Consider the following 12,512-nt stretch of genomic DNA (forward strand, 5'->3'; position numbering starts at 1 on the left):
AGTGAAATGAGCAATGAAAAAATCGTTGTTGTAAAATGCGGAGGCAGCATTGTCAATCAGTTAACAAGCGCTTTTTTTGAAAGTATACAGCAGTTAAAAGCGAGTGGATATCAGATCATCGTCGTGCACGGAGGTGGTCCTGATATTCAAGATACTCTTACCAAACTTCACATTGAAACAGAATTTGTAGATGGACTTCGAAAAACGTCCAAAGAAGCATTAGAAGTTGTGACTATGGTATTAGCAGGCAAGGTTAATAAGCAGCTTGTAAAAGATCTACAAAAAGCGAATCTAAAAGCGGTAGGATTATCAGGAATTGATGGATTATTGCTTAAAGCAGAGTCTATTGATATTGAACGTCTAGGGTACGTTGGAGAAGTAAAAGGTGTAAATGATGGATTATTAAAACAATTAACTGACAGTCAGTATATCCCAGTTATTTCTTCCATTGGAGCAGACGAAAAAGGTAATAGCTATAATATTAATGCTGACGTGGCGGCTGGAGCAGTTGCACAAGCAGTAAATGCTGAAAAGCTGATGTTTGTAACGGATGTAAAAGGTGTACTAAAGGATGGAACATTGCTTCCTGAACTTACAAAGTCAGAGATTGATGCACTTATTGAAGAAAAAATAATTTACGGCGGAATGATTCCGAAAGTGACATCAGCGGTAAGTGCTTTATCTCCTTTACTTGAAGAAGTTCATATTATTAGCGGAATTGAAGGATTTTTAGATAAGGAAGGAAAGATGATTGGTACAGCAATTAAATATAATGGAAAAGGTGGAGAAGATAGCGATGAGTTCATTGTTTCCAACATATCAACGGTTTGATATTCATGTGGAAGAGGCGCAAGGAACAAAATTAATCGATAACAAAGGAAATGAGTATTTAGATTTTATTTCAGGTATCGCTGTTTGTAATGTAGGTCATCGTCATCCTGATGTTCAAAAAGCGGTCGAAGAGCAGTTAAATAAAGTCTGGCACGTGTCAAATTTATTTCATCAATCTATTCAAGAAGACGTAGCAGGTAAGCTTGTGGAACATTCAAACGGTGATGCAGTATTTTTCTGTAACAGCGGTGCAGAAGCCAACGAAGCTGCGATTAAATTAGCACGCAAACACACAAAAAAACACAAAATTATTACGTTTACAAAATCATTTCATGGACGTACATTTGCTACAATGACAGCTACAGGGCAGGCAAAAATTCATGATGGCTTCGGTCCTCTTGTTAATGAGTTTGTTTACGTCCCATACAATGATGAAGAAGCATTAAAAGGGGAAATGGACCATAGCGTAGCAGCAATTATGGTAGAAATCATTCAAGGAGAAGGCGGAGTGGTTCCAGGAACCGAAGCATTTTTGTTAACCATTCAAGAGCTGTGTAAAAAGCACGAAGCACTGTTTATAGTTGATGAAGTGCAAACTGGAATCGGCAGAACAGGAAAACCATTTGCCTATCAGCATTTTAACGTATCACCCGATATTATTACAGCGGCTAAAGGTTTAGGAAGCGGAATGCCAGTTGGTGCGATGATTGGAAAAGGCTATCTCAAAGAAGCGTTTGGTCCTGGTACTCACGGAACAACCTTTGGAGGAAACCCTATTGCCTTAGCTTCAGCCAAAGCAACTTTAAACATTATTTTTAATGAAGCATTTTTGGCGGAAGTTACTGAAAAAAGTCTTTATTTTACCAACGCTTTGAAAAATAGCGTAGCAGATTATTCATTTGTAACGGATGTTCGCGGAAAAGGTTTTATGATTGGGATTGAATGCGGAGAACATCAGCCGGCATTGCTTGCAGCTATGCGTGAAAAAGGATTGCTAGCATTGGGAGCAGGACCGCGTGTAGTACGATTGTTGCCGCCTTTAACTGTAACAAAAGAAGAGTTGGACCAAGCGATTCATATCATTGAAGAAGCGTTTAGCCAAACAAAAATTACATCATAATACAAATTTTTTTGAATATATTTGTATAAAAATTCTGTTTTATAAATAATTATTCGAAGAGGGATGCACAATGAACGGATATTTACACTTAGCAAACGGCGATTCGTTTGCCGGACACATTGAACATACAGCAACACACCAGGCAGAGGGAGAAATTGTTTTCTTTACTGGAATGACTGGTTATCAAGAAGTTGTGACTGATCCATCTTACAAAGATCAAATTATCGTCTTTACGTACCCTTTGATTGGGAACTATGGCATCAATGAAAAAGACTATGAAAGTAAAAAGCCTCACGTAGCAGGCGTTGTCGTATACGAATGTTCAGATGAAGGGTTCCATTACGAAGCGATGTACAGCTTTAAACAATATTTAAAGAAATGGAACATTCCGCTTATTACACATGTGGATACGAGAGCGGTCGTAAAACGAATTCGAAAAGAAGGTACGATGCAATCCGCCTTTTCGACATCTGCTGAGCCGCCGGCATTTACTGCTGAATGCGATGGATATGTGGTAAAAGAAGTATCAACAAAAGAGCCTGTTACTTACGGGAACGGTGAGAAACACGTTGTATTAATGGACTTTGGATATAAAAAATCAATTTTACAAGAGCTGTTAAATCGAGAGTGCAAAGTAACGGTTGTTCCGTATTCTACAAACCCTTCAAAAGTAAAAGAGCTGCAGCCGGATGGAATTGTTTTATCAAACGGACCTGGAGATCCAACTCAAGTGAGCAGTCAGCTGGATGAATTAAAAGAAATTATTTCAGCTTATCCAACTTTGGGAATTTGCTTTGGCCATCAGTTAATTGGGCTAGCTTTTGGAGCACAAACCAAAAAGCTGGCGTTCGGTCACCGAGGGGCTAATCAGCCTGTGATTGATTTAACGACTAACAAAGTGTGTATGACGTCTCAAAACCATAGTTATGTAGTAGATGAACAGACGATTGCGTCTACGCCATTAAGCGTTCGATTCAAAAATGTGAATGATGGATCGGTTGAAGGTTTAATGCATAAAGACCTTCCTGTTATTTCGGTTCAATATCATCCAGAAGCACATCCTGGACCAAGTGATAGTACGTATATCTTTGATGAATTCATGACGAAAGTACAGCAAGTAGGGAGCGGAAAAGTATATGCCTAAAGACCAAACGTTAAAAAAGATTTTAGTAATCGGATCAGGACCAATCGTAATTGGGCAAGCAGCAGAATTTGATTATTCAGGAACACAGGCATGTTTGTCATTAAAAGAAGAAGGTTATGAAGTTATCTTAATTAATAATAATCCAGCTACAATTATGACAGACACTCACGTAGCAGATCGAATATATTTTGAACCGTTAACAGTAGACTGCGTAGAGAAAATTATTGCAAAAGAAAAGCCGGATGGTTTGTTAGCTACATTAGGCGGACAGACGGGTTTAAACTTAGCCCTTGAGCTTCATGAACAAAATATTTTGCCAAAATACGATGTGAAACTTCTAGGAACGCCGATTGAATCAATTAAAAAAGGTGAAAGCCGTGAGGAATTCCGCGCATTGATGAACGAACTGAATGAACCGGTGCCGGAAAGTGAAGTTGTGACAAAAGTAGAAGAAGCGTTAGCTTTTGCCGAGAAAATTGGTTTTCCTGTTATTGTACGTCCTGCTTATACGTTAGGCGGAACGGGCGGAGGAATTGCTCATTCTATGGAAGAGCTTGAAAAACTTTCAGCATCAGGTTTGCGCGAAAGTGCTATTACTCAATGCTTAATTGAAAAAAGCATCGCTGGATTTAAAGAAGTTGAGTACGAGGTTATGCGTGATGTGAACAATACGTGCATTACAATTTGTAATATGGAAAACATTGATCCCGTAGGCGTTCATACTGGAGACTCGGTAGTCGTTGCTCCTTCTCAAACGTTAACAGACGTGGAATATCAAATGCTTCGTTCCGCTTCAGTTAAAATTATTTCATCGCTTGGCATTATTGGAGGTTGCAACATTCAGTTTGCGCTTGATCCAAAAAGCAAGCAGTATTATCTAATTGAAGTAAATCCGCGTGTGAGCCGTTCGTCTGCTCTTGCATCAAAAGCAACTGGCTATCCAATTGCTAAAATTGCTGCAAAACTATCGGTAGGCTACACGCTTCATGAGTTATTAAATCCTGTGACAGGAGACACGTATGCAAGCTTCGAACCAGCTCTTGACTATGTAGTAGTAAAATTTCCAAGATGGCCGTTTGACAAGTTTTTCTACGCTGAGAGAACGCTTGGTACGCAAATGAAAGCAACTGGAGAAGTAATGGCTATTGACCGTAACTTTACACGTAGCTTTCAAAAGGCTTTGTCTTCTTTAGAAATTGACTTACAAGGATTAGAAGTAGAAGAATTGCAAGAACTTTCAACGGATGAATTAAAAAGCAAGCTTGGCGAACAAAGCGATGAGCGTATTTTTGTTATCCTTGAGCTTTTACGCCGCGGCACAACGCCTGAGTATATTCACGAAATAACGCAAATTGATTATTTCTATTTAACGCACTTTACACAGCTGATTAAAATGGAAGCCTCTTTGAAGGAAGTACGTTTTGATTCCATTACAGCTGAACACTTCAAACATGTGAAGGAGCATGGGTTTACAGATGCTTATCTAGCAAACGTATGGAATGTGCGAGAGCTTGACGTAAGAGCGAAACGTAAAGCACTACATATTACGCCAAGCTATAAAATGGTGGATACATGTGCAGCGGAGTTTGAATCTTCTACGGCCTATTTCTACTCCAGTTATTACGGTGAGAGTGAGATTGAACCATCAACGAATAGAAAAGTTGCGATTATCGGTTCTGGACCAATTCGTATCGGGCAAGGAGTAGAATTCGACTACAGCTCTGTACACGGTGTGTTAGCTCTTGAAAAAGAAGGGTACGAAACGATTTTAATTAACAACAATCCCGAAACGGTAAGTACAGACTTTGAAGTAGCAGACCGCTTATATTTTGAACCTGTAACAGTAGAAGATGTACTTAATGTCCTGGATGCTGAAAATGTGACGGATGTAATTGTTCAATACGGAGGTCAAACGGCTATTTCGCTTGTTAAAGGTCTAGAAGAAGCCGGCGTTAATTTATTAGGTATTACAAACGATGTTATTGATGCACTTGAAGATCGTGATCTGTTTTATAAGCTCTTAGATGACTGTGATATTCCGCATATCCCAGGTGAAATGGCGAAAGATGAGCAAGAGCTTGTACAAAAAGCAAAAGATATGGGATTCCCATTGCTGATTCGCCCTTCTTACGTGATTGGCGGAAAAGGAATGCTGACAATTCAAAACGAAACGGAGCTGCAGGCTTGTTTACCGGCTATTAAAGCGTCTCATTTCCCAATGCTTATTGATGCTTACTTCCCTGGAAAAGAAGCAGAAATTGATGTTGTAGCAGATGGGAAAGATGTGTTGATTCCGACAATCGTTGAACATATTGAAAAAGCCGGCGTTCACTCAGGAGATAGTTATGCGCTTTTACCAGCAAAAACAGTAGAAGCAGCACATAAAGAAAAAATGGTGAGCTACGCTCAAAAAATCGTAAACAAACTTCAATATAAAGGGATTATGAATATCCAATATGTTATTTACAAAGATGAAGTCTATATGCTGGAAGTTAATCCGCGGGCTAGCCGTACAGTGCCTGTAGTAAGCAAAGTGTGCAATACACCGCTTGTTTCGCTATCAACTCAAATATTGCTTGGGAAATCATTGTCGGAAATTAGTGGAAAACTAGGTTTATTGCCGGATCCAGCTTACACAACTATTAAGTTTCCGGTATTTTCGACAAGTAAATTATCAGGAGTCGATCCACTTGTTGGACCGGAAATGAAGTCAACCGGTGAAGGAATTGCGATTTCTTCAACCATTGAAGAAGCAGCAAAAAAAGTGTTCCATCAGTATGTGTTAAGTAAAAAAGGTGCTACGGAAGTGTATATCAACGGAGAAGTGCAGGGCCTTGAAACACTTGTGCAAAGCGCGGGCTTAACTCTTGTTAAAGATAAAGAAGTTAGTGAATGGGTGAAAACGAAAGAAGCTTTATTATACGTAAGTTTACAGCCTGAAGATAAAGAAAGCCGCATGTCAGCATTAAAACACGGTTTAATGGTAATAACAGAGGCAGAAACGGCTTCGCTATTTTTCCAATCGTTCCAAGTGGATGAATATCACGTTTCATCACTACAAGAATGGTTTCAAACAACTAAAAAGGAAGTGACAGTATCATGAGTACAGTATCGGTAAATACCAATTTAAAAGGAAAAGATTTGCTTACGCTTAAAGATTTATCACCAGACGATATTATGTCACTTTTGGAAAGCGCCATTGAGCTGAAAGAAAAGCATAAAAATGGCGAAATCGTAACATCGTTAAAAGGAAAAACGCTGGGACTTATTTTTGAAAAATCTTCAACAAGAACAAGAGTCTCATTTGAAGCGGGAATGATGCAGCTTGGAGGAAACGCGCTCTTTTTAAGCAGCCAAGATTTACAGATTGGACGCGGAGAAACTATTGCTGATACAGCTCGCGTACTATCTGAATTTATCGATGCCATAATGATTCGTACGTTTGAACATACCAAGATTGAAGAGCTTGCAGACTACGCATCCATTCCTGTTATTAATGGTTTGACAGATGATTATCATCCTTGTCAGGCTCTAGCGGATTTATTAACGATTTACGAGCACAAGAAATCATTCGAAGGGCTAAAAGTAGCTTATGTTGGAGACGGAAATAATGTAGCACATTCTCTAATGATTGGATGTGCAAAAATGGGTATAGATATTTCAATTGGCTGCCCTGATGGATATGAGCCAAAAGACTTTGTAACAGATTATGTTAATGAACTAGCTGCTAAAACGGGTGCGAAGGTTACGATTACGAAAGATCCTGTAGAAGCTGTAAAAAATGCCGATGCTATTTATGCAGACGTATGGACAAGTATGGGACAGGAGGAAGAAGCACAGCAGCGCTTGAAAATATTTGCTCCTTATCAAGTAAATGAAGAACTAGCTGCCTATGCTAAGTCAGATTATTTATTTTTACACTGCTTGCCTGCGCATCGTGAAGAAGAAGTGACAGCAAGCATTATTGACGGACCAAATTCTGTTGTCTTCCAGCAGGCTGGAAATCGTATGCATGTACAAAAGGCTTTGCTGCAAGCCATTTTAGCTTAAGAGAAAAAACCTTTCTGACATTCTCAGAAAGGTTTTTTTGTTTAAAGGGAATTAATTGAGGGAACAGCAATTGTATACTAAACAGAACGAAAGGTGATTTATGATAAAAGTATTAGTTGTTGGAGCAAATGGAACAACGGGGAAGCAAGTAGTAGAAAAAGTCGCAAACAGCAAGCAGCATGAAGCTTATGCGATGATTCGTGACGAAAAGCAAGCAGACGCGTTAAAGAAGCTAGGTGCTAACGTTGTGCTTGCCGACCTGGAGCAAGATGTTTCAGATGCCTTAAGAGGAATGGATGCTGTCATATTTGCAGCAGGTTCTGGAGGACATACGGGAGACGAAAAGACAATTGCTGTAGATCAAAACGGTGCTAAGAATATCATTGATGAAGCAAAAAATCAAGGTGTGAAGCGCTTTGTTATGCTAAGTTCAATGGGAACGGACGCACCTGAACAGGGACCAGAAGGCTTACAGCTTTACTTACGTGCTAAAGCGATAGCGGATGAATACTTAAAGCAGTCTAATCTACAGTATACAATTGTACGACCAGGAACTTTATCTAATGGTCAAGCTACTGGAAAAATTGATATCAATAATGATATTCAAGATAAATCTCAGACGATTCCTCGAGCGGATGTAGCAACCGTGCTTGTAGAATGTCTAAACGAAGAAGCTACGATAGGAAAAACGTTTGAAATGTTAGCTGGAGAAACCGAAATCGAGCAAGCTATTAAATTTACTCATTGATACAAAGGGCGGATCTAAAGGTCCGCTCTTTTCTCTTCCTAATATGAAAACATCTCCATTATGAAACAGAAACCTTAAGGGAATAGTATAGGAGAACATTTCATTTCAGGAATGAGGAGGCAGGGCAATGGGACAAAATCGTCATTTCACACCGGGGCAAAAAGCTCCTAATAACGGAGTATATATTGAAATCGGTGAAACAGGAAGCAACGTAAATAATCCTCAAAAGGTTAAGTTAAAAGCAGGAGAGCGCTTTCCAGAGACGGCAAACGATGATCGCCACTGGACATACATGCGCAAGCCATAAATAGTAAAAAATAAAGAAGCCATTCTAAATTGAATGGCTTTACTTGTTTTCTCGTTGCTGGGTATAATGAAACAAAGGTCAATAAAGGTCAAATGTATTGAAGGAGGATATTTAATGGATATAAATAAAATGACTCAAAAATTGCAAGAAGCCGTTATGGAAGCGCAGTCCGAAGCTATTAAACGAAATCAGCAGGAAGTCGATATTGCTCATTTGCTTTATACGCTCATTCATCAGCAAGATGGTATTGCTCCTCGCATATTAGATCATTTACATATAGATCATCAATCTTTTCAGCAGCAGCTAAATCAATTGCTTGCGAAAAAACCAGCCGTTACTGGAAGTGGTGCAGAAGCAGGGAAAGTTTATATTACAAATAAACTTCAGCAGCTGTTTGTTAAAGCTCAAGAAGAAGCATCTCGTCTGCAAGATGATTATGTTTCAGTTGAGCATATCTTTTTAGCATTAGCACAGGAACCGTCATCTAGTGAATATGGCAAGTTATTTTCAAGTCACGGTATAACAAAAAAAGCCCTGCAAGATGTGCTTACTAGCCTTCGAGGGAATCAGCGCATTACAAGCCAAAATCCGGAAGTCACATATGAAGCGTTGAATAAATATGGAAGAGACTTAGTGGCAGAAGTACGAGCGGGGAACATTGATCCAGTCATTGGACGAGACGGAGAAATTCGCCGCGTTATCCGCATTTTATCGCGAAAAACAAAAAATAATCCTGTTTTGATCGGAGAACCTGGCGTTGGTAAAACAGCTATTGTTGAGGGACTAGCACAGCGTATTGTTCGCCGAGATGTGCCTGAAGGGTTAAAAGATAAAACCATCTTTTCATTAGATATGGGGGCTTTAGTAGCTGGAGCGAAGTTCAGAGGAGAATTTGAAGAACGTTTAAAAGCTGTTCTTCAAGAAGTTAAGAAAAGCAACGGTCAGATTCTTCTGTTTATTGACGAACTTCATACAATCGTTGGAGCAGGTCGTACGGACGGAGCGATGGATGCAGGGAATATTTTAAAGCCAATGCTTGCTAGAGGAGAGCTTCACTGCATAGGAGCTACAACCCTTGATGAGTACCGTCAGTATATTGAAAAAGATCCAGCGCTTGAAAGACGCTTCCAACAGGTGCTAGTTGAAGAACCTTCAGTAGAAGATACAATCTCTATTTTACGTGGTTTAAAAGAAAGATTTGAAATTCATCACGGTGTAAACATTCATGACCGAGCAATTGTTTCAGCAGCGGTTATGTCTGATCGTTATATCTCAGATCGTTTTTTACCTGACAAAGCAATCGATTTAATTGATGAAGCATGCGCAACCATTCGAACAGAAATTGATTCGATGCCATCAGAACTAGATGAAGTGACAAGACGTGTCATGCAGCTTGAAATTGAAGAAGCGGCATTAAGTAAAGAAACAGATCAAGCAAGCATAACAAGGTTAGAGGCAATTCGAAAAGAAGTATCTGATTTAAAAGAACGTGCAGATACAATGAAGCTGCAGTGGGAAAAAGAAAAGCAGTCGATTCAAACGGTACAAGATGTACGGGAGCAGCTGGAAAAAGCGAAGCGAGACCTAGAAGAAGCTGAAGGGAAATATGACTTAAATAAAGCAGCTGAACTTCGTCACGGACGCATTCCAGCACTTGTAAAAGAACTAAAACAGTTGGAAGAAACAGCTGCTGAAAAAGCACAAGAAAACCGTTTATTAAGAGAAGAAGTGACAGAAGAAGAAATTGCTGAAATTGTAGGAAGATGGACGGGAATTCCGGTATCGAAACTAGTTGAAGGAGAAAGAGAAAAGCTGCTGAAGCTTGAGTCCATTTTACAGCAGCGTGTGATTGGACAAGATGAAGCCGTATCCTTAGTTACGGATGCTGTGATTCGCGCACGGGCGGGCATTAAAGACCCGAACCGTCCGATTGGATCATTTATTTTCTTAGGACCTACCGGAGTAGGGAAAACAGAGCTGGCCAAAACGTTGGCACATTCTCTATTTGACAGTGAAGAACAAATGGTTCGTATTGATATGTCTGAGTACATGGAAAAGCATGCGGTCTCTAGACTTATAGGAGCTCCTCCTGGCTACGTAGGATATGAAGAAGGCGGACAATTAACGGAAGCAGTAAGACGCAAGCCTTATTCAGTCGTTCTGCTGGATGAAATTGAAAAAGCCCATCCCGAAGTATTTAATGTGCTCCTTCAAATATTAGATGATGGAAGAGCGACAGACTCCAAAGGAAAAGTTATTGATTTTAAAAATACAGTCATTATTATGACGTCAAATATAGGTTCTCAATTTTTATTAGACGGTTTAACAAGTGAAGGTGAGATTACTGAAAAAGCAAGAGAGCAAGTGATGACTCAATTAAGACAGCATTTTCGTCCAGAATTCTTAAATCGAGTAGATGACACGATTTTATTCAAACCGCTAACTGTTCATGAAGTAAAAGGAATTATTGATAAGCTCCTGCTTCAGCTTGAAAAGCGCTTATCCGACCGTCATATTTCGTTAACGTTAACAGAAGAAGCAAAAAATTATATTGCTGCTTCCGGATTTGATCCCGTATACGGAGCTCGCCCTTTAAAGAGATTTATTCAAAAATATATTGAAACGAAAATTGCCAGAGAATTAATTGCAGGGCAAATTGAAGATTATAGTCAAGTGACGGTTGATGTAAAAGATGATGAGTTTATTGTTAGTATATAAGTTTTCTAAAAAGACCATTCATGATGAGTTGAATGGTCTTTTTTTGCTATTAAGAGCACGTTTTCTTTTAGAATGGCTCAAAAGAAGTGAAAGAAAATACAGGAAGGTCAAGCGTAAAAACTTATTCAGTTTTAGGTTGTAGAATACATTTAATTCATTTATGATAATACAAAATGGGCAAAGGAGCATGAATGAGCACATGAAGGACCGTATAGAGCTGATATATGACGAAGCATACGATTTTATAGATCAGGCATTAACGAAAATAAGAGCGCTGGATAAAAATGATCTTCAAGCTGAAAATGAAGAGGTGCAGGAGAAGGCAGAACGCACAGAGTTTGCACTTCAAGCCGCACGAGACATTTTAGAAAATATGATTATCCCCGGTAAAAAATTGACTTTTATTTATGAAAAAGGTTCGGTTGTAGTAGAGATTCCAGATAAAAAATAAAGGCGACTTCCTTTTATGGAAGTCGTCTTTATTTTGGCAACGCAAAGTGCTCATCAATGGATGTATCACTTTTTCGATATTGCCCTGGTGTCATATTAGTCGTTTTGCGAAACACTTTTGTTAAATAATTAGCATTTGCATAGCCAACGTTTTCAGCAATTTCTTCGATTGAATACTTAGTTTGATGCAATAGCTCGGCCGCTTTTTGAATGCGAAGTTTCGTTAAATACTGAATAGGCGTAATCCCTGTTGTTTGTTTAAACAAACGGCTAAAATGATAGCGAGATAAATGGGCTGCATCTGCCATTTCATCGGGACCAATTTCTTCATGGTAATGATTACGTGCAAACAAAATAGAGCTAATAATACTTTCTGGCCAGTCTTCTGTAAAGCTATCCATGCTTTTAATATATTGATACAGCTCCATTACAAAGCGGTAAGATAAGCTTGAGGCATGAAATGGATCTGCTATATGTTTTTCACTTGCCCGCTTATATATTTGAGCAAGAAGCTGAACAGGTGCTGATTCAGGATGAAACCGAATTACAGGTGAGTGGGTTGACTGAATATAGTCCCAGCATTTTTGTACTTCATCTCCGTATAATGTAAGAAAAATAAACTCCCAGCTTTCACTTTCCTTTGGTAGGTAATAGCGATAATTTCCAGGTATATTGACGATAAATGCTTTCCCAGCATCCACTTTATATTCTTGTCCATCTATTTCAATCATCCCATACCCAGAAACCGTATATTGAAAAATATATTTTCCTACATCTTTTCGCTGATTTCCGCTCCAGTTATAAAGGGGAGAGAAAACTTCATCCCACCCAACCGACCAAAGCTGCGCAACTTCGTTTGTGCGGGATTCTAAAAACCTGTATGCGTACGTTGAATATTCTTGAGCTTGGAAATGTGAGAGCAAATTTTCACCTTCTTTTTGAATTAAAGTAGTACTTAATTCTTACTTTAACGTAATCGCTTTCATTTTTCTATAATTTTTTGAAAATATCGTGATTATTTTTAGTGAATATCTATAAATCTATTATTTTCTTATAATTTGCGAGTTACGACTTACATGAAGATGACGCCTTTTTGCACAAGAAGAGTTCGCCATCAATTCAAAAGAAGTATTTTTAAAGTGAT

10 protein-coding genes are annotated in these 12,512 nt (G+C 38.9%); 9 read left to right on the forward strand and 1 reads right to left on the reverse strand.

Annotation, left to right across the window (positions count from 1 at the left end):
- Nucleotides 1–6 precede the first annotated feature (6 nt).
- The 9 genes from argB to ACLHDF_RS14655 all read left to right on the forward strand — a co-directional run bounded on the left by argB (nucleotide 7) and on the right by ACLHDF_RS14655 (nucleotide 11,369).
- Nucleotides 7–831: an acetylglutamate kinase gene (argB, locus tag ACLHDF_RS14615; protein WP_413919473.1), complete on the forward strand. Its 825-nt coding sequence runs from the start codon at nucleotides 7–9 to the stop codon at nucleotides 829–831.
- Entirely contained in the window at nucleotides 797–1,951 is a 1,155-nt protein-coding gene (locus tag ACLHDF_RS14620; RefSeq protein ID WP_413919474.1) for an acetylornithine transaminase, read from the forward strand. Before argB ends, ACLHDF_RS14620 begins: the two co-directional genes overlap by 35 nt.
- A 70-nt stretch (nucleotides 1,952–2,021) precedes the next feature.
- Entirely contained in the window at nucleotides 2,022–3,095 is a 1,074-nt protein-coding gene (locus ACLHDF_RS14625; RefSeq protein WP_413919475.1) for a carbamoyl phosphate synthase small subunit, read from the forward strand.
- Nucleotides 3,088–6,198 (forward strand): carbamoyl phosphate synthase large subunit, encoded by a 3,111-nt coding sequence (locus ACLHDF_RS14630; RefSeq protein WP_413919476.1) that lies wholly within the window; start codon nucleotides 3,088–3,090, stop codon nucleotides 6,196–6,198. Before ACLHDF_RS14625 ends, ACLHDF_RS14630 begins: the two co-directional genes overlap by 8 nt.
- The gene (gene argF / locus ACLHDF_RS14635) at nucleotides 6,195–7,145 is read left to right on the forward strand and encodes an ornithine carbamoyltransferase (protein ID WP_413919477.1); all 951 of its coding nucleotides are present in this window, start codon (nucleotides 6,195–6,197) and stop codon (nucleotides 7,143–7,145) included. The genes ACLHDF_RS14630 and argF overlap by 4 nt, the downstream gene beginning before the upstream one ends.
- Nucleotides 7,146–7,248: 103 nt before the next feature.
- Complete coding sequence (locus ACLHDF_RS14640; protein ID WP_413919800.1) at nucleotides 7,249–7,893, forward strand: SDR family oxidoreductase; 645 nt, start codon at nucleotides 7,249–7,251, stop codon at nucleotides 7,891–7,893.
- Nucleotides 7,894–8,020: 127 nt separating this feature from the next.
- Nucleotides 8,021–8,200 carry a YjzC family protein gene (locus ACLHDF_RS14645; protein ID WP_013055394.1) on the forward strand — a complete coding sequence of 60 codons (180 nt, stop codon included), beginning with the start codon at nucleotides 8,021–8,023 and terminating at the stop codon, nucleotides 8,198–8,200.
- Nucleotides 8,201–8,314: 114 nt separating this feature from the next.
- Complete coding sequence (gene clpB, locus ACLHDF_RS14650; RefSeq protein WP_413919478.1) at nucleotides 8,315–10,918, forward strand: ATP-dependent chaperone ClpB; 2,604 nt, start codon at nucleotides 8,315–8,317, stop codon at nucleotides 10,916–10,918.
- Nucleotides 10,919–11,117: 199 nt separating this feature from the next.
- On the forward strand, nucleotides 11,118–11,369 hold the full coding sequence (locus tag ACLHDF_RS14655) for a hypothetical protein (RefSeq protein WP_014461601.1): 252 nt from the start codon (nucleotides 11,118–11,120) through the stop codon (nucleotides 11,367–11,369).
- A gap of 28 nt (nucleotides 11,370–11,397) precedes the next feature.
- On the opposite strand, the gene ACLHDF_RS14660 is transcribed toward ACLHDF_RS14655, so the two are convergent.
- A complete protein-coding gene (locus tag ACLHDF_RS14660) occupies nucleotides 11,398–12,291 on the reverse strand; it encodes a helix-turn-helix domain-containing protein (protein ID WP_413919479.1) in 894 nt (297 codons plus the stop codon).
- Nucleotides 12,292–12,512: the final 221 nt, after the last annotated feature.

It is taken from the genome of Priestia megaterium (assembly GCF_046599315.1).
GTDB classification, from domain to species: Bacteria; Bacillota; Bacilli; order Bacillales; family Bacillaceae_H; genus Priestia; species Priestia megaterium_F.